Genomic DNA, 20057 nt, shown 5'->3' with positions numbered 1-20057 from the left:
GAGCCCGCTATGCCAAAACGTACCGACATAAAAAGTATTCTCATCATAGGTGCTGGCCCTATTGTTATTGGCCAGGCCTGCGAGTTTGACTATTCAGGCGCTCAAGCATGTAAAGCGCTACGCGAAGAAGGTTATCGCGTTATTCTGGTTAACTCGAACCCCGCTACTATCATGACCGATCCTGAAATGGCCGATGCAACATACATCGAGCCAATTCACTGGGAAGTGGTACGCAAAATTATCGAAAAAGAGCGTCCAGATGCCATCTTGCCCACAATGGGCGGACAAACTGCGCTTAACTGCGCGCTAGATTTAGATCATCACGGTGTATTGAAAGAGTTCAATGTTGAACTTATCGGTGCAACGGCTGATGCTATCGATAAAGCTGAAAACCGTGAGCGCTTCGACAAGGCAATGAAAAACATTGGTCTTGAATGCCCACGCGCCGAAATTGCACAAAGCATGGATCAAGCCCACGACGTACTAACGCGTATTGGCTTTCCATGTATTATTCGTCCGTCATTCACCATGGGTGGAAGCGGCGGCGGTATTGCATACAATATTGACGAATTTAACGAAATTTGTGGCCGGGGTCTCGACCTTTCGCCTACCAAAGAACTCCTTATTGATGAGTCGTTAATTGGTTGGAAAGAATACGAAATGGAAGTAGTTCGCGACCGTGCAGATAACTGTATCATCGTGTGTACTATTGAAAACTTCGATGCCATGGGTGTACATACTGGTGACTCAATCACAGTCGCGCCAGCGCAAACCCTTACTGACAAAGAATTCCAGCTAATGCGTAATGCCGCCATGGCAGTATTACGTGAAATCGGTGTTGAAACCGGTGGCTCTAACGTACAGTTCGGTGTAGATCCAAACACAGGCCGTATGGTGATCATCGAGATGAACCCGCGGGTATCGCGTTCATCTGCATTAGCATCAAAAGCGACAGGTTTCCCAATTGCTAAAGTGGCTGCCAAGTTAGCCATTGGTTACACCCTTGATGAGCTTGCTAACGATATTACCGGTGGTTTAACACCAGCATCTTTTGAGCCTTCAATCGATTACGTAGTCACAAAAATTCCTCGCTTTAACTTTGAAAAATTTGCTGGCGCGAACGATCGCTTAACCACGCAAATGAAATCAGTGGGCGAAGTGATGGCGATTGGTCGTAACCAACAAGAGTCACTACAAAAAGCACTTCGCGGCCTTGAAGTTGGCGCGAACGGCTTGAACTCAATGGTCGATTTAGAAGACCCAGAAGCACGCAACAAAGTGATTTACGAACTACGTGAGCCTGGTGCTGAGCGTATTTGGTACATTGGCGATGCGTTCCGCATGGGCATGACCGTTGATGAAGTATTTACGCTCACTAACGTTGACCGTTGGTACCTCGTTCAGCTTGAAGAACTTATTCAGCTTGAAGCTCAAGTAGCTGAATGTGGATTACACGGCATTGATGAAGACCTTATGCGTAAACTTAAGCGCAAAGGTTTCTCTGACTCTCGCTTAGCCGAGCTTACGAAAGTAGGTGAAGGTGACATTCGTGAAACTCGTCGCGGCTTTGGTGTAACGCCAGTTTATAAGCGTGTTGATACCTGTGCGGCAGAATTTTCTACCAGCACGGCTTACATGTATTCAACCTACGATGAAGAGTGTGAAGCTGACCCCACTGACAACGATAAGATTATGGTGTTAGGTGGTGGTCCAAACCGTATTGGTCAAGGTATCGAGTTTGATTATTGTTGTGTTCACGCGGCGCTTTCAATGCGTGAAGACGGTTACGAAACCATTATGGTTAACTGTAACCCTGAAACGGTTTCTACCGACTATGACACATCTGATCGCTTGTACTTCGAACCGGTAACGCTAGAAGACGTACTTGAGATTGTGGCTAAAGAAAAGCCAAAAGGCGTAATAGTGCAATACGGTGGCCAAACGCCGCTTAAGTTAGCACGTGCCCTTGAAGCTGCTGGCGTACCTATTATTGGCACGTCGCCTGAAGCTATCGATAGAGCAGAAGATCGTGAACGCTTCCAGCAAATGGTGAATAAGCTAGGCCTTAAACAGCCAGCAAATGCTACGGTAACTAACATCGAGCAAGCCCTAGCCATGGCTGACGGTATTGGCTTTCCGCTTGTAGTACGTCCTTCGTACGTACTAGGTGGCCGCGCAATGGAAATTGTTTACGACCTTAAAGACTTAAAACGCTACCTAACGGAAGCGGTGAAGGTTTCTAATGATTCTCCTGTACTGCTAGACCGTTTCTTAGATGACGCTATTGAAGTCGATATCGATGCAATCTGCGACGGTAAAGAAGTCGTTATTGGCGGAATCATGGAGCATATTGAGCAAGCGGGTGTTCACTCTGGTGACTCAGCCTGTTCATTGCCACCTCACTCCTTAAGTAAAGAGATTCAAGATGTTATGCGCGAACAAGTGAAAGCCATGGCGCTTGAACTTGGTGTTGTTGGCCTAATGAATACACAATTTGCGGTAAAAGATGGCGAAGTGTATTTAATTGAGGTTAACCCGCGTGCAGCACGTACAGTACCATTTGTATCGAAAGCTACAGGTGTTCCACTTGCTAAAGTTGCCGCACGCGCAATGGCGGGTGTTAGCTTGGCAGAGCAGGGTGTTACGACAGAAATTATTCCTCCGTTTTACTCTGTGAAAGAAGTGGTATTACCGTTTGCTAAATTCCAAGGTGTTGATCCACTATTAGGCCCAGAAATGCGCTCTACCGGCGAAGTGATGGGTGTGGGTGATACTTTCGAAGAAGCATATGCTAAAGCTAACTTAGGTGCAGGGGCGCCATTACCTAAATCAGGTAAAGCGTTAATTTCTGTGCGTAATAACGATAAGAACAAAATTATCGAATTAGCCAAAGCATTGAACGGCGCTGGATTTAGCATTGAAGCGACGCGAGGCACAGCAACCACACTTTATGATGCAGGTATTGCCTGTTCTGTAGTGAATAAGCTGTCTGAAGGTCGCCCTAACATTGTGGACTCCATCAAAAATGGAGAGTACGCCTATATCATCAATACTACGGAAGGTCGCCAAGCGATTACCGACTCGGTTTATATTCGCCGAGAAGCGTTGCTGAATAAGGTGACTTACACCACCACAATGAATGCTGCTTTTGCTACTATTCGTGCGAAGTCCGCAGACGATCGTGACAAGGTGGCTTCAGTCCAAGAGCTTCACGCAAGACTCTAACACTGATGACATTACATGGGATACGCGGTATCCTGTGTATATGACACTTATGTGAACCAATCAAAAGTGCGCCGGAAGGCGCACTTTTTTCTGTTTAAAATCAACTAGCTAGTCGAGACTGTATTCATGAGTCAGTATCCAATGACCGCGCACGGCGCACAGCTTCTGCGCGACGAACTAAACGAACTTAAAACAAAAACTCGCCCGCGTATTATTCAGTCTATTGCTGAAGCTCGCGAGCACGGCGACTTAAAAGAAAATGCTGAATATCACGCCGCCCGTGAACAGCAAAGTTTCTGCGAAGGCCGTATTCAAGATATTGAAGGTAAATTGTCAAACGCACAAATTATCGATGTCACCAAAATGGAAAACAAAGGTAAGGTTATTTTCGGCACTACCGTTACCATTTTGAATGTTGATACGGATGAAGAAACCACATATCGCATCGTGGGCGACGACGAAGCAGATATTAAGCAAAACCGTATTTCGGTAAATTCACCTATTGCTCGCGGCCTTATCGGCAAAGAGCTTGATGATATGGTGACTATTCAAACGCCAGCAGGTAGTGTTGAAGTAGAAATTATTGAAGTTCAATATATCTGATACACCGTAAACCAGTGGCTCTGGCCACTGGTTTCAATCAGCGCAAAGCCCCTCTATTTCACCCATTACCATCCCACCATTCTTTAATTCTCAACCTTTCTTTTTTAGGATTGAGCTAGCATACCCTGCAATTCCCAGCACTTTACACTAATTGATAGATACCAAAATCACAGATAATAGCCTACGTTTTAATAGCGCATACATTTTTTGGCAAAAGCTTACTTAAACTTTTTTGTTGCTGACACAACGCTTATTTAATCGTAAACCACCTTATCTATCTAATAGAGGCTGTCATTCGTTATGATGTTGAAAAAACTCTCGGTATTGCAGCTTACTATTTTAGGTACGGCATGCTTGTTTATATCAATCATGTTTCTGGCTTATAAAGATATAAGTACCTCTAGAGAGGTATTATCTTCCGCCGAAAGGGACATTAAGTTGGTGACATTGATAGCAGCCGTAGAGCGCGTGGCTCATCATCATGCGGTCGAAAGGGGGCTAACGGCAGGTTTTTTAGGTAATCCAAGTGATACCTCCAGAAGCAAAGTACTAAACCAAAGAAAGAAAGCCGATGCGGCCATGGACAAGATAACTAGCATAGTGGCTGAAGACTGGAAAGAGGCATCGTCAGTTGAAAAAATTCTGTCTCCTGTTTTTTCTTTAGTGAAAAACAAAAGTGAAATAAGAAAAGAGGTAGACGATTTAAATGGGAAAAATGCTTTTTCCTTCTACAGCAACCTTAATAAACGTGCGTTAAATACCACTAATGCGTTGACCATGCTGGTTAACGCTCCCGAGGCTAAACAGGTATTGTCACAAGCCTTGCTATTTGCACAAGCTAAAGAAAAAATGGGGCAGCGTAGAGGTAAAGTGAATGCTGTTTTAGCGGCAAGCGCAATTTTAGATCCCGTTAGGCAGCAAGTTTTAGCGTATACCAACGAAACCAAGTACATAGAAGAAAAGCTGAAGCTTAATTTAGATGGCGATGCATTAAACGGGTTTCAAACATTATTGAACAGTTCCACAAGCCGAGAAATTAATCAAATTGTGAATGAAGCCACCGCTGATAACCCGGAGTTCTCTTCACTACCCTCAAATGCAGAATGGTTTTCATTAGCTTCAGAGCAAATAGGCGGAATTGCTGCGTTGTTAAGTGAGCGGTTTGATTACGTGGTTAGTATTGTTAATACAAAAGCGAGTAGCGCGAATACAAACTTAGTGGTTACATTCGTCGTTATTGCGTTGCTAACGTTATTTATTGTTGTCATATATCGCACATTGCTCGGTATCATTACGCAACAGTTAAATAAATTGGTGGCGAACCTAGATAAAATTGCGAAAGAGGGTGACCTCACTATTGATTTATCAATGAGCACTAAGAACGAACTAGGTGATATATCTCGTTCAGTTAATACCACCATTTTAGCATTGCGGGATCTCGTGCGTGGGTTAGGACAATCTATTCTCACAAGTTCCAGGCTTTCCCGTCAGTTAGAAGATTCCAGTGGTGAAATGTTGGATGATGCGGGGAAAACTCAGCAACTTACCGCCAATATCGCGTCAGCAATTGAACAAGTTGCTGCGACGAGCAGAGAAATTGCCAAGGCTGGTGTAGATACGTTACGTGCGAGTAAGCAGTTAGATGGCCTTGCTGAGGCGTCACTACTGGCGAACGACAACATTCGTCATAGTATGGAAGTACTCGCTGATGATATTAAAGGGGTGCAACAAAATGCTGCCGACATGGAACAGCAAGTAACAGAAATTGGCTCTATTTTGGACACCATTAACTCGCTTTCGGATCAAACCAATTTATTGGCGTTAAATGCCGCTATTGAAGCAGCTCGCGCAGGTGAGCATGGCAGAGGTTTTGCTGTTGTTGCTGATGAAGTAAGAAAGCTGGCGCAAAGTAGTCGCGCTTCTTCTGACAAAATATCTAGCTTACTGTCTAACTTAAAAGATGCCAGTGTGGTCGTGGTGACAGATATCAACAAAAACGTAGCCTCAATTACAAGTTCTATGGATGTGACCAATGAAGGCCGCTCCACAGCACAAAAAGTAAAAGAAGCAGCCACTAATGTAGAAGGCATGGCTCACACCATGTCTTCTTCGGCAGAACAACAGTCTGCCACCACCTTAGTCATAGCTCAAGATGTGGTGAATGTTGAAGAGGCTGCGCGGCATGAAGTAAATATAGCTAAACATTTATCCAAATTATCGGGCGACATGAAAGAAAACAACCTGCTTCTTCAGCGCACAATAGATGGATTTAAAGTGGATAAAGATTAACTTTTGAAGCTTATCTCGATGAAAAAGGATAAAAGACAGCTACCACCTGAAAATGGGCTTCAAATAGAGAAGCTCCGTTAGTAATTGGACACACACTTATTTTGCTTTTCTTATATTGAGTGTCTATTTTAAGTTGCTGGCTCACGCCTAACTGCCAACCCTTTACAATCTTACTGAGACTTTTCATTGCCTAACCCCTAGGCAAAGTTTATTCTGCATAAGCTTTTTATTTAACAGGGATTTTTTCAATGGCATATGATTTTGGTTCACAGACGTTAGGCATAGCCAACCCTTTCAAAAAAGAGGGGCTTTTCCGCGCAGTGGGCGGTGGTTTGGTACTCGCTTTAGCCATTTATGCAGTAGCGGGCGTGCCCGATTTGTTTGCCGAGAACAAAGTGCGAGGTTACACGCTACTAGGCGTAGCTTTTGTCCTGATCGTGTCTGGTATTAAACATTGCGCAGTGGGTATTTTGCAGCTCATGCGCTTTTTTGTAGGACGTACTGTGCCTACCTCTCTTGCGTATAACCACTCGGTTTCCGAACAGGATGCAGCGCAAGCAGAGAAAAAATCCCTGCTGTATTCGAAAGAAAGTTTACACGCTATGTTAATGGGGCGTCGTAACACCACGTTTGAAGAGCCTCGAGGTTGGCTAGCCCGACTAGTGCATAGCGTGTTGCCGAAACTTACTTTCCTACCTTTTCCTTTGCGCCATTTATCTCAAGAAATTATTGCCATGGCGGTAACCTTCCTTGTGGCGCTACTTGCATTCGCTATTGTCTACTTTTTAGTAAGTAACGGATTAGCGGGTGAAGTCGCTAAAGTATTAGTAATGCCTTTACTCTCAATATTGCTTCTTGTTTACTTAATCGCGAATTGGGGCTCTACGGCAAAAGGCATTCACAATGAAGGCAACTCTCAACTTGCGAAAGCGAGCAGTTTATCGCTAGGAGTGATTATTGGCTTGGCGATAGTCGTGCCGTTAGGCGCGGGTGTATTCCTAGATGAGTTAGTAGGTCGCGATATCGATAAAGTACAAGCATGGGCAAATACGTTCCCACTATTTAGCGCTTGGGCAAACTTAGCCTTGTTACTAGTTTGCGTAATTGCTGTGATGGCGTTAATCATGCCGTTACTTTACAAACGAATGGGGCAGGTTACCCCTAAAACTGAAGTCAGTGAGTTTCGCGCTAATATGCAAGAGTCGGTTCACCCGAATGAAATCTTCATTAATATTGAAAATATCGTGCTTGCCAACCGAAGATACCGCGAAGTACCGAATCGCATCTATGCCGATTTCGATCCTAGATTAAAAGAGCAAGCAGAAGGTAAAGGCAGTTTTGAGGGGGAGTTATTGATAGAAACTCAGCCTACATTAACTGACGGTGTTACCTTGCCAGAGAAAAAGAAAATGGCCCTAACTGCCGTAGCGCAAGTCGCCGTGGTGGCTGCCGCCATTTTATTTTATGTGGGTGGTTTACAGCTAGCTGAGGTTCTCGATTTAGTTATTCGCCAAGGTGTAAATACCGACGCGCAAGTTAATACCGCAATTACCATGGGTAACAACCTCATATGGTTAATCTTTGCCTGGTTAACGGTTCGTGGTGCTGCCAATGTGATGAATAAAGCGTCCCACATGTTTTGGGGAGAAATGACATTCTCATCGTTACTCATGTTTATGAAAACGGAAGGTACCTATACAGAGTCTCGTGTATCTACAGGCATGGCCATTCACGATTCTACTCGTTCCGAAAACGTTGTGGTGCGTAGCAGTATTACTCCTTGGATTATAACCAGTAGAATCAACACCTCTATTTTTGCTACAAGCGGTATGAACAATTTAGAGTCGCCACGGTTCATTATGGGAATGAATAAGAACGATGCCGAGCTTGGCGAGATTGTCACTGAAATAAAGGCATTCCTGCGCGGGCGTGAAACCATCGCATCTATTACCAACGAGGCCGACTTAGCGAACGCTGGAACCATTCATCAGGTAAATCAGCAAACCCGAAGCCACAATGACGCGCCTCAAAGCAAAATTACCCTTGAGCAGGAAGAAGATGCAGCCGGCTTCTTGCGTAATAATGCCGATAAAGAAGACGAGAATAAAAGCTAAAAGCTAGGCTTTGGTACCATTTACTTTATTTAGATATCGAATGTATTTATAGAAAACGTTTATTGGACACACACTTAAATTTTGATACATATGAGTGTGTGTCCAATTTTTTGCTACAATTTTTTGCATCTCGTCTTCCAGCCTCACTCACTACTTTATTTGCTTCGTTAAAGCGGCTTAGTCAGCTTAAAATCACGCATGTTTGTGTGACTGTCCTATCTGCTATTTGTGTGACTGTCCTATCTGCTACTATCCGCTAACTATCTGTTTGTACTCGTTCTGCCATCTGAACACCTCATCTCTTAAGTCTATTTTGAGTGACTGTCCAACATATAGTTGATTCGTGGGTGGACGGAGTTGCTCCTTGCTATATGCACTTGTACACTAACTTTTTAAGGCTTACTGAAAGGCGCTGTTATGTCGGATAAGGATATTGAAACGCTCTCGTCGAAAGTGGTTTATGAAAATAAGTGGCTTAAAGTACGTGAAGATAAAATTCGTCGTGCTAGTGGGAACGAAGGACTTTATGGTGTTGTTGAAAAACCAGACTTTGCGATTATTCTTCCCATCGACGGTGATATTGTCTATCTGGTCGAGCAATACCGATACACGGTACAGCAGCGATTGCTAGAGTTTCCGCAAGGTGCCTGGGAAGATAACCCAGATGCCGATCCGAAAGTGTTAGCTGCCGGCGAATTGAAAGAAGAAACGGGGTTTACAGCCACAGAAATGCATTATGTTGGTTTTCAATATCTTGCTTATGGCTTTTGTAATCAGGGTTATCATATATTCGTTGCGAAAGGGCTAACGCAGGGCGAGCAAAAGTTAGATGTAGAGGAAGAGGATTTAAAAATTGTACCTGTGCATATTAAAGAATTGGAATCTATGATAACTGAAGGCACGATTAAAGATGCTTCTACCTGCAATGCTTACGGACTTGCCCGTTTAAAAGGATTTATTTAGTTAACAGTCTGACTATTGACTGTAACAGAGTGTAACAATTTTATGTTGAACGGTATCGCACTCACTTGTATTGTGTGACCACACTTTTTCTTTGGAGCAAACAATGGACTGCAATGGGCAATTTTCCATTACGGGGTGGGATGAAAATATACTAAGTGAAAAACGAGAAGGTGTTAAGCAAACCCATGCTAGCATAACGCAAGCTTATGAAGGCAGCATGGCGGGGCAAAGCGACGTTGAATTTCTCATGTCATATCAGACATCAATGTTGGCGCTATTCGTTGGATTCGAGAGTTTTGTAGGAGTTATAGACGGACGTCGTGGCACAGTTTCATTTAAGCACGATGGAAAATTTGTAAATGGCATTGCCAGTAGCAACTTTTCATCGATTGATGGCAGCGCTACGGGTGAACTCTCTAATTGCACTATTTCAGGAACATTCGAGTCTGCTGAAGGCGGTAAAGCAAACTACACAATAAATCTTACCGAATAAATCTTACCGATTACCTGTTTAAACACATTATGTGTAAACGAAAAAACGGCGCTTCTCAGCGCCGTCCAAAACCAGGGAAACGATTTTTAAAAACTTTGTTTAACTCTCTATTAATCGAGAACCAATCTCAATTTGACGAGGTTTTTTAGCTTCGGGTATGACACGCTCCATATCGATGTGTAATAACCCATTTTCCATATCAGCAGCTAACACCTTCACATGGTCGCCAAGCTGAAATTTTCTTTCGAAATTCCGCTCAGATATCCCTTTGTGAAGAAACTTACGCTCAGCGGTTTCTTTTTCTTCCGGCTTGCGTGTACCCGTTATTACTAGGGTGTTTTCTTGAACTTCTATGGATACGTCATCTTTACTGAAACCCGCTATTGCCATAGTCACGCGATATTTATCATCGCCAAGCAATTCAATATTGTAAGGGGGGTAAGTACTTTGTTTTTCAGCACGAGATGCAGCATCAACAAGTGAAGCTAAGTGGTCAGAACCAATGAATGAACGGTAAAGTGGAGATAGATCGATAGTACGCATAGTCATATCCTATTAATTTAGCAATATGTTAAAAATAATTCGCCCCGACTATTCGGCGGCGGTGTTGTCAACCTGAGCTTTCAGCGTCGACATAATAGATATAGGGTGGCTCAAAATCTTTTCAAGGGCTTTTTTTCAAAAAATTTTAAATTTTATTTTGAAACGTAAAACACCTTAATTTTTTCCGGCTTCTAACATGTCACCGTTGTCGTTACCGGAAATATTAAGGTGCGACCGAATTTTTATTATTCAAGTCTATTATTTTAGGTTTCGATATTTACTTTTGTCACCTTAATTTGCCTCTTATATGCAGCGCTCTATCAAATCAAACTCAAGCATTTATATGCAAACAAAAAGGGGCGAGTAAAATAAGCACTGAACTAAATGATAATTAATTGTATTTGGGTTTTGTGGGATAGTACTATAACAATCTACTTGAAAGAGTATTAAGTAAGCATTTATGTACATAAATGCTACACTTAGCGTTCTTTTTGTTAATTAATCAAACTCAAGAAATCGAATGAAAAAAGAAGTTATTGTATTAAATTGCGGCAGTTCGTCAGTTAAATTCGCTATTATCGATGCTGACACTGGTGAGGCCGGTCTAAGTGGCATTGCAGAAAGCTTAGGTAATGATGACGCAAGCATATCGTTTAAATTAAACGGTCAAAAAGAACAGCAAACCCTACCTGCTAACGCCTCTCATGCAGAAGCTTTAGCAGCAATTCAAAACATAATTGCCAGTACAGGTGTTGAGCCAATAGCCTTGGGACATCGAGTTGTTCACGGTGGTGAACGCTTCAAAGAAGCAGCGTTAGTCGACGATAGCGTATTAGCCTCGGTAGAAGAATATGCGAGCATGGCACCGCTGCATAACTTAGCTAACCTGAAAGGAATTACCACTGCCCAAGCCGCCTATCCAGATTTACCGCATGTCATCGTGTTCGATACTTCTTTTTTCCAACAAATGCCAAAACGTGCCTATATGTATGCACTACCCAAGGCCTTGTACGAGCAGCACGGCGTGCGTAAATATGGTTTCCATGGCACTAGCCACAAGTTTATTTTAGATAGCACTGCACAATTGCTTAATAAGCCTGTTGAACAAACCAGTATTATTAGTGCTCACTTAGGCAATGGTTGTAGTGTTACCGCTATTGAAAAAGGTGTAGCGGTAGATACCAGCATGGGGTTTACGCCCCTTGAAGGGTTAATGATGGGAACGCGTTGCGGCGATATCGACCCCAGCTTGCCAGGCACTTTGCAAGAAAAACTAGGCAAGTCAGCGGCTGAAATTAATTCACTGATTAACAAAGAATCTGGCCTTGCGGGTATTTCCGGGTTAAGCAACGATTGTCGTACGCTAGAAGAAGCGGCAGAAGCGGGGCACGAAGGCGCACTGTTAGCCCTTGAAATGTTCTGTTATCGCTTAGCTAAATATATATCTAGCTACATGATAGCGGTGCCGTCATTAGATGCCGTGGTGTTTACCGGTGGTATTGGTGAAAATTCATCGTATATTCGTGCAACTACCATGGGGTATTTTTCCCATCTTGGGTTTACCATTGATGAGCAAAACAACCAAGCTATGCGCTTTGGTGCGAAAGGAAACATTGCGTCTTCCTCATCCACCAAACCTGTTTTAATCGTACCCACAAATGAAGAGTGGGTTATCGCCGCTGAAGCTGCGAAATTCGCTTAGCTTTTTTGGATAAATTTTCGCGAAAAATGTCTTCGCTCAGATTGTTTTTGCTTTAGGAGCATCTATGTCACGCCGTATTATGCTGATCCCTGTTGGCACTAGCGTAGGGTTAACTACTGTCAGCATTGGGCTAGTTCGAGCATTAGAAGAACAAGCCATTAAACTGAATTTTTTTAAACCTGTAGCACAGCCTCGTAGGGGCGATACCGGTGAAGAGCGCTCAACCGCTATTATTAGTCACCACTGTAGCGTTAAACCCATAGCGCCATTCGATTTGAACGTAGTAGAGCAAATGATCAGTAGCGATAATACTGATGAATTACTTGAAGAGATTATAGAGCGCTTTGAAGCGCATCAAGAACCTGATGCAGTGGCAGTTATCGAAGGTCTGGTGACAACCCGCCACCATCCCTATGCAGAGCGCTTAAATCTTGAAATTAGTCGGGCGTTAGATGCCGACATTGTGTTTGTTTGTGTGCCAGGAAATGATGATCCTGTTGATATTAATCATCGCCTTGAAATTGTGGTAGACGCTTACGGCGGCCACAAAAGTAAAAAGGTAATAGGGTGCATATTTAACAAAGTTAACGCGCCTTATGATGAACACGGTCAACTACGTACCGATTTAAGTGTGCTTGAAGCGCCAGAGCACGATGAAACACGCAGCAAAGCGTTGCGTGAACTGCCTATATTTGCAAAGGGCTTGAACCTGCTTGGGAATATTGATTGGAATGCGGAGCTAATGTCTCCTCGTGCTATCGATATTGCTAAGCACTTAAATGCCACATTAATAAATGAAGGCAATATTGCTTCACGTCGATTAAGCAGCGTTACGTTTGCGGCCCGTGAAATTCATAACATGACACACACCTTAAAGCCTGGCGCACTGCAAGTAATGTCTGGTGACAGAGGTGATGTGTTTGTTTCGTGTTGCTTAGCAGCGTTAAATGGCACCAAGTTAGGCGCATTATTATTAACTGGCGGCTACCAGCCAGATGAAAATATAAAGCAGCTTTGTAACCAAGCATTAGAAACCGGCTTGCCTGTTATGTTGGTCAATACGAATACGTGGCAAACCGCACAGAACCTTCATGCGTTTAATCAAGAAGTGCCGGTAGATGATAGTCAGCGTATAGAAAAAGTGATGGTACATGCGGCTGAAAGTTTAGATGCTAAATGGGTCTCTTCGCTTACTGAAAAAGTATCGCGTCAAAAGAAACTTTCTCCGTCTGCATTTCGCTATTATCTAACCAATCGTGCGCGCCAAGTTAACAAGCGCGTGGTATTACCTGAAGGTAATGAACCGCGCACTGTAGCCGCAGCTGCCATTTGTGCTAAACGAGGGTTAGCGCGGCCTGTGCTGATTGGTGATGAAAATGAAATTCAACGTGTGGCACAGCAACAAGGCGTGGTGCTGGGCGATGGGGTTGAAATTGTTTCACCTGCTGCCATACAAGAAGATTATGTGGCAGGGTTAGTGAAGCTTCGCGGTCACAAGGGGGTTACCGATGTGGTTGCTCGTGAGTTGCTACAAGACAACGTTACCCTAGGTACTATGATGTTGCAGCAAGGTGATGTTGATGGCTTGGTATCTGGCGCCGTTCACACTACAGCAAATACCATTCGCCCCGCATTGCAGTTAATTAAAACAGCAGAAAATGCATCGTTAGTTTCGTCGGTATTTTTCATGTTATTGCCAGACCAAGTCTTGGTTTATGGTGACTGTGCCATTAATCCAGACCCTAATGCCCAACAGCTGGCAGATATTGCGATTCAGTCTGCTACGTCGGCGCAGATGTTTGGTATCGAGCCAAGAGTCGCTATGATCAGTTACTCTACTGGTACATCGGGTGCTGGAAGCGATGTTGAAAAAGTGCGTGAGGCTACCGAAATTGCACAAAAACTTCGCCCGGACTTACTCATTGATGGGCCGCTTCAATACGATGCCGCTGCCATTGAAAGTGTAGGGCGCAGTAAAGCGCCAAACAGCCGTGTTGCGGGTAAAGCTAATGTATTTGTGTTCCCAGATTTAAACACCGGAAATACCACTTACAAAGCGGTTCAGCGTAGTTTTGATTTGGTGTGTATTGGGCCAATGCTGCAAGGCATGCGCAAGCCTGTCAATGACTTAAGCCGTGGAGCGTTAGTAGATGATATTGTGTTTACTATTGCGTTAACTGCTATTCAAGCCGCCAATTAGTTAAGTGCGTTTAAGCTAGCTTAAGGCTATTAAAATTAGCTCAAGCTGTATTAGTTTTTGACTATGGAAATTCGATAGTGACACGAACAAAAACGGCGCATAATGCGCCGTTTTTTTATGTTTACATTTTAGTTAGTTCGTTAAACCTAACTCGTCGACTAAATAAAAATTTTGCGATTAAGGCGCCACTTTTTTTAATAAGCTTTAGCACGTTTCCTTAACCAAATCGCAATGCCGAAAAACACCAGTACCAGCACCCATACGCCTATATCTTGAATCAGGTAATAGGGCGTGAAACCAGAGGTTGCCAACACAGGGGCAGTTAAACTTGCCGCTTCAAATTGAGGTAACCGTGCAGTTATATTGCCTTTGTGGTCAATAAAGGCAGTAATGCCATTATTGGTAGCACGCACCACTGGGCGGCCAAATTCTACCGCACGCATTCGAGCAATGTCTAAATGCTGCGCTGGGCCGTGAGAATGGCCAAACCACGCATCGTTACTTACCGTAATAATCATGTCAGTAGTTTTGTAGATATTCGCGGCTACTTGCCTTGGAAAGGCAATTTCAAAGCAGATTGCTGGTGCTAAGTGAATACCGTTAGCAACAAGATTAGCTTGCTGAAAATCACCTCTGGCAAAAGAAGACATGGGTAAATCAAACAAAGGCGCCAAGGGGCGCAACCAATCTTCAAAAGGCACGAATTCACCAATGGGCAACAAATGGTGTTTAGCGAAACGATTGTTGTGGAAGTACTGATAATCCGGCGTTTTAGAATCGGGTGTTCTTTTGCCCAGCACTATCAAATTGTTCCAGGCCTCATCGGTTTCCCAATTATAATTCACAATGCCCGTAATAAGGGCTGTGTTCTCAGTAAAGGCGCGCGCATTGACTTGAGTTAAATAATCTAGCGCCAGTGGCTCTAGTTTTGGTACGGCTGCTTCGGGCCAAATTATCAGGTCGTTATCCCACAGCGGTTCCGTAAGGCTTAAATAACGGTTCATGGTAGGGGCGTCTTGTTCAGGTACCCATCGCAAAGACTGCGCAATATTACCCTGAGCCATCGCGACGTTATACTGCTGTTTAGGCGCAACCCATGTATGCTGATTGGCAATAAACCCGCTAATATACAAAGCTAAGCTAACCAAAACCGCGCCGGTGAAATGCCGTTTAGTACGGGACACGGCAAACAAGCTTGCACCGATAACTAGCAAGGCTGTTATGCCGGTTTCACCTATTATGGGGGCCCAACCCACTAGGGAACTATCGATTTGGCTATAGCCTAACGACAACCACGGAAAACCGCTTAACAACCAACTGCGTAACCATTCTGCGAATACCCAGAAAAAAGGTAAAGCCAGTGGCCAAAGACGATGTGGGAAATAGCGAGCGGTAAGCTTAAACGCAACTGCTGGAAACAACGCAAGGTAACTACATAATAAAACCATGAGGCCTATAGATGCAATTAGGGGTAAACCACCGAAATCGGCAATGCTTACGTGTACCCAACTAATGCCCGAACCAAACCAGCCTAGCCCAAATACCCAGCCGGCTAAAAAAGGGCGATGTGGAAGTTTAATAACTTGCCTAATCCCTAACGCAAAAGCGGGGATAACTAGTGGCCAGATACCAAAGGGCGCAAACGCCAGCGTTAAGCTAGCGCCGCTTAGCAAAAGCAGTAAATAAGGAATGAACCGTTTCAACGGAGTTACTCCAGAGAGGCCACCGACACTTTGAGGTGTATAAGACGGCGTTTATCAGAGTTGGTTACCTTAAAGTGAATATCACCAATGGTAACTTCATCGTTCGTTTCAGGCATGTGCCCGAACGCTTTAAGCACAATACCGCCAATGGTATCGGCTTCTTCTTCGCTGAATTTGGTTTCAAAGAAGGCGTTAAATTCGTCAACAGGCGTTAACGCTTTAACTGAATAGGTCGATTTGTTCAGTGGGCGAATATCATCGGTACCGTCTTCTTCGGTATCGTATTCGTCTTCAATTTCACCAACAATAATCTCTAGTATATCTTCAATGGTAACAAGCCCAGACACACCGCCGTATTCATCCACAACAATGGCCATGTGATAGCGTTGTTGGCGAAACTCTTTCAGCAGTACATCTACACGCTTACTTTCCGGCACAATAACAGCAGGACGTAAAATATCACGTAAGTTTAGACTTTTTTCTGGATTAAACGCATAGCTTAGCAAGTCTTTAGCAAGCAGAATGCCTTCAATATGATCTTTATCTTCACTAATAACGGGGAAGCGGGAGTGGGCTGATTCCAACACGACAGGTAGGAATTCATCTACGTTTTTTTCAACGTCTATGGTGGTCATCTGCGCGCGTGGGATCATAATATCCCTAACTCGCATTTCGTTGACACCTATAACGCCTTCAATCATCTCCCGGGTTTGGGGATCGATGATTTCGTTCTGCTCGGCTTCAGTAATAACTTCAACCAGTTCTTGTTTGCTTCTCGGCTCGCCAGAGATAGAAAGTTTAAGTTTGTCTAACCAACTTTTTCCTTGGGAGCCGTTGGTAGAGTGAGGATTATCGTCGCTCATAATGTCCGCTAATTTATTGATACAACGTCAACGTTAAATGTCTTGGGGAGGGGCGTCAATGCTTTATTGTTTATTTGCACGTAAAATACGCAACTGCCCAAGTGTAACTTGTTGGCGCTATTGGGTTTTATTGATAAGGATTACCAATATTTAAAGATGCCAATATACGAATTTCTTTTGCTTCCATTATGTCAGCATCTGCATCGTCTATGTGATCGTACCCCAGAAGATGTAATATTCCGTGAACGACCATATGGGCATAGTGATTGGTGGGGGTTTTGTCTTGTTCTTCAGCTTCACGCATGATCACAGGTACACAAATAACTAAATCACCAAGCAAGTTCATTTCTATGCCTGGCGGCACTTCAAAAGGAAAAGACAGCACATTGGTAGGCTTATCTTTACCTCTGTATTCATGGTTTAGCGTTTGCGACTCTTCGTCATCGGTGAAGCGTACGGTAATTTCTTGCTCACCGGTATTTTCGGCAACCAGTACAGCATTCGCCCACGCTTCAATTTGCTCTAAAGAGGGAATGGCCTTAGCCATTCCCTCGTCAGCTTCATAGGCTTGCTGGTAATCTACAATGGCTATCACTGGCTATCGCTATTTTGTTGTGCAGATGAGCTATTTGATGAACTATTAGATGAAGCGTTAGCATCAGCCTGTTCACGTTGAAGACGAAGGGCTTCCTCTTTCTTCTCTTTGCGAACACGCTCTTGCTGGGCGTCATAATGTTCATATGCGCGAACGATTCTGGCTACTACAGGGTGTCTTACCACATCTTCAGCGTTGAAGAAGTTAAACGAAATATCGTCAACATTATCTAATACTTCAATAGCGTGACGTAAACCAGAGCGGGTGCCGCGAGGTAAATCAACTTGAGTAATATCACCGGTAATAACCGCTTTCGAATTAAAGCCAATACGGGTTAAGAACATTTTCATTTGTTCAACCGTGGTATTTTGACTTTCATCCAAAATAATAAAAGCATCGTTTAATGTACGGCCACGCATATAGGCTAATGGCGCTACTTCTATTACGTTACGTTCCATTAACTTTTCTACTTTTTCGAAACCTAGCATTTCAAATAAAGCATCGTAAAGCGGGCGTAGGTAAGGGTCTACTTTCTGTGAAAGGTCACCTGGCAAAAAGCCTAGCTTCTCACCCGCTTCGACAGCAGGGCGAGTAAGTAGAATTCTACGTATTTCTTGGCGTTCTAACGCATCAACTGCTGCAGCAACGGCTAAATACGTTTTACCTGTACCAGCAGGGCCCACACCAAACGTAATATCATAATTGAGAACATTTGCCACGTATTGAGCTTGATTCGGGTTACGGGGCTTAATAACCCCGCGTTTTGTACGAATGTGTACTTCTTTACCGAAATCGCCAGTACCTGACTCTGCATCTTGCTCTAAAGCCGCGGCCTGTTGAATGGCTAAGTGCACTTGCTCAGGTTCAAGTTCAGGTAAGCGGCCTTTTACTGGTTGAGTTTCTACATACAGTTGCTTAAGTAACTCAGTGGCGCTCTGAATTTGACGTGGCTCACCTAGCACCTTGAACGCATTATTCCGGTAAGTAATTTCTACTCCCAACCTGCGCTCTATTTGCTTAATGTTGTCGTTAAACGGCCCACATAAGTTAGACAAACGTTTTGTGTCTGCCGGCTCTAAATCAAATTCATTACTTACCAATGTACTCAAACTACTGTATTCCTCACTTTTACTATTTATGCTGGGTTGAACTGGCCTACGCCTATCGCGTCAGGCAAGTCAGCCTCGTGCTTGGCCATAATAGATTGGGGCGAAACAGCAACACGCAAGCCCATTTCATCTTCACGGCGAATAACATCACCACGTAATGAATTAGAGAATACGTCTGTCACTTCCACGTCTACGAATTCACCAATCATATCCGGCGTACCTTCGAAGTTAACCACGCGGTTATTTTCAGTACGGCCAGAAAGCTCCATAGGATTTTTCTTTGACGGGCCTTCTACCAAAATACGTTGTTCAGTACCTACCATGTTACGCGCAATACGCAATGCTTGTTGGTTGATACGTTGCTGTAAAAGGTATAAACGCTGCTTCTTGGCGTCTTCGGTTACATCATCTACTGCATCTGCCGCGGGTGTACCAGGGCGAGCACTATAAATAAAGCTAAAGCTTAGGTCGTAATCAATGGCCTGAATAAGGTCCATTGTGGCTTCAAAGTCAGCATCGGTTTCACCTGGGAAACCAATAATGAAGTCGCTCGACATACTAATGTTTGGGCGAACTTTACGAAGCTTACGAATCTTGGACTTATACTCAATGGCGGTATGACCACGCTTCATTAAGTTAAGAATACGGTCTGAACCACTTTGCACAGGCAAATGCAGGTGATCAACAAGCTCAGGAATAGTGGCGTACACGTCGATAATATCATCGGTAAATTCAACCGGATGCGACGTGGTATAACGAATTCTGTCTATACCATCAATAGCTGCAACAAGTTCTAATAACTCGGCAAAGCGACATACGGTTCCATCGTGGTTCTCACCGCGAAACGCGTTTACGTTCTGGCCTAACAAGTTAACTTCGCGTACACCTTGACCGGCTAGCTGGGCAATTTCAAGTAATACGTCGTCTACCGGACGGCTTACTTCTTCACCACGGGTATAAGGTACTACGCAGAATGTGCAGTACTTAGAGCAGCCTTCCATAATAGAAACAAACGCCGTTGGGCCTTCAGCACGGGGTTCAGGTAAACGGTCGAATTTTTCAATTTCAGGGAAGCTTACGTCGATAACCGACTTTTCACCGCCTTTAAGTTGGTTAATCATTTCGGGCAAACGATGCAAGGTTTGCGGGCCGAAAACTAAATCAACATAAGGGGCGCGCTGACGAATAACGCTACCTTCTTGAGAAGCTACGCAACCGCCCACGCCAATAATAAGCTCGGGTTTATCTTGCTTAAGGTTCTTCCAACGACCAAGCTGGTGGAACACTTTTTCCTGCGCCTTCTCACGAATAGAGCACGTATTAAGCAAGATAACATCGGCTTCTTCCGCAGTTTCTGCTGCAGAGTAGCCATGAGTAGAGTCGAGTAAGTCTGCCATTTTCTCCGAGTCGTACTCGTTCATTTGGCAGCCCCAGGTTTTGATATACAGCTTTTTAGTCATAACAACTAGTCGATAACCTGATAGAGTTCCCGTAAGCAATTGACTGGCGGTTGAAAATGCCACACGCTAACTAGGTTAGGTGTAATTTCTGGCAAAGCCTGCCACTGCAGTTTTGGGAAGATGTTCAAAATAGCCGCGTATTTTACCTGTTATAACGTCGAATGCCCAGTGTATTCACGCACATTCGCCGGAATT

General features: G+C 43.9%; 14 protein-coding genes. 8 read left to right on the top strand and 6 right to left on the bottom strand.

Features of this window, described 5'->3' with window-relative positions; translation table 11 throughout:
* Positions 1-9 precede the first annotated feature (9 nt).
* The 6 genes from carB (at position 10) to AMBT_RS11190 (ending at position 9687) form a co-directional block, all read left to right on the top strand.
* Positions 10-3225 (top strand): carbamoyl-phosphate synthase large subunit, encoded by a 3216-nt coding sequence (gene carB / locus AMBT_RS11215; RefSeq protein WP_013784746.1) that lies wholly within the window; start codon positions 10-12, stop codon positions 3223-3225.
* Positions 3226-3351: 126 nt separating this feature from the next.
* On the top strand, positions 3352-3828 hold the full coding sequence (gene greA / locus AMBT_RS11210) for a transcription elongation factor GreA (protein WP_013784745.1): 477 nt from the start codon (positions 3352-3354) through the stop codon (positions 3826-3828).
* A 300-nt stretch (positions 3829-4128) separates the two neighbouring features.
* Positions 4129-6117, top strand: a complete 1989-nt coding sequence (locus AMBT_RS22205) for a methyl-accepting chemotaxis protein (protein ID WP_013784744.1) — start codon at positions 4129-4131, stop codon at positions 6115-6117.
* Positions 6118-6365: 248 nt separating this feature from the next.
* Entirely contained in the window at positions 6366-8231 is a 1866-nt protein-coding gene (locus tag AMBT_RS11200) for a hypothetical protein (protein WP_013784742.1), read from the top strand.
* Between the two features lie 417 nt (positions 8232-8648).
* Positions 8649-9194 (top strand): NUDIX domain-containing protein, encoded by a 546-nt coding sequence (locus AMBT_RS11195; RefSeq protein ID WP_013784741.1) that lies wholly within the window; start codon positions 8649-8651, stop codon positions 9192-9194.
* A 103-nt stretch (positions 9195-9297) separates the two neighbouring features.
* Complete coding sequence (locus AMBT_RS11190) at positions 9298-9687, top strand: DUF3224 domain-containing protein (RefSeq protein WP_013784740.1); 390 nt, start codon at positions 9298-9300, stop codon at positions 9685-9687.
* A gap of 99 nt (positions 9688-9786) precedes the next feature.
* Here the strand turns inward: AMBT_RS11190 and AMBT_RS11185 are convergent, their stop codons facing one another.
* The gene (locus AMBT_RS11185) at positions 9787-10230 is read right to left on the bottom strand and encodes an Hsp20 family protein (protein ID WP_013784739.1); all 444 of its coding nucleotides are present in this window, start codon (positions 10228-10230) and stop codon (positions 9787-9789) included.
* Between the two features lie 520 nt (positions 10231-10750).
* Between AMBT_RS11185 and AMBT_RS11180 the strand changes: the two genes are divergently transcribed.
* Positions 10751-11932, top strand: a complete 1182-nt coding sequence (locus AMBT_RS11180; protein WP_013784738.1) for an acetate kinase — start codon at positions 10751-10753, stop codon at positions 11930-11932.
* Positions 11933-11996: 64 nt separating this feature from the next.
* Entirely contained in the window at positions 11997-14132 is a 2136-nt protein-coding gene (pta, locus tag AMBT_RS11175; protein ID WP_013784737.1) for a phosphate acetyltransferase, read from the top strand.
* Between the two features lie 194 nt (positions 14133-14326).
* Here the strand turns inward: pta and lnt are convergent, their stop codons facing one another.
* From lnt to miaB, 5 genes are all read right to left on the bottom strand, one after another.
* On the bottom strand, positions 14327-15835 hold the full coding sequence (lnt, locus tag AMBT_RS11170; protein ID WP_013784736.1) for an apolipoprotein N-acyltransferase: 1509 nt from the start codon (positions 15833-15835) through the stop codon (positions 14327-14329).
* A 5-nt stretch (positions 15836-15840) separates the two neighbouring features.
* Positions 15841-16698 (bottom strand): CorC family transporter, encoded by an 858-nt coding sequence (locus tag AMBT_RS11165; protein ID WP_013784735.1) that lies wholly within the window; start codon positions 16696-16698, stop codon positions 15841-15843.
* Between the two features lie 127 nt (positions 16699-16825).
* Positions 16826-17293 carry an rRNA maturation RNase YbeY gene (ybeY, locus tag AMBT_RS11160; protein WP_013784734.1) on the bottom strand — a complete coding sequence of 156 codons (468 nt, stop codon included), beginning with the start codon at positions 17291-17293 and terminating at the stop codon, positions 16826-16828.
* On the bottom strand, positions 17290-18402 hold the full coding sequence (locus AMBT_RS11155) for a PhoH family protein (protein ID WP_013784733.1): 1113 nt from the start codon (positions 18400-18402) through the stop codon (positions 17290-17292). The genes ybeY and AMBT_RS11155 overlap by 4 nt, the downstream gene beginning before the upstream one ends.
* 26 nt (positions 18403-18428) lie before the next feature.
* On the bottom strand, positions 18429-19862 hold the full coding sequence (miaB, locus tag AMBT_RS11150; protein ID WP_013784732.1) for a tRNA (N6-isopentenyl adenosine(37)-C2)-methylthiotransferase MiaB: 1434 nt from the start codon (positions 19860-19862) through the stop codon (positions 18429-18431).
* Between the last annotated feature and the right edge of the window lie 195 nt (positions 19863-20057).

Origin of the sequence: Alteromonas naphthalenivorans, assembly GCF_000213655.1 — a bacterium.
Taxonomy (GTDB): domain Bacteria; phylum Pseudomonadota; class Gammaproteobacteria; order Enterobacterales; family Alteromonadaceae; genus Alteromonas; species Alteromonas naphthalenivorans.
The sequence above is the reverse complement of the archived record's forward strand: the minus strand, read 5'-3'. Positions and strand labels throughout refer to the sequence as shown.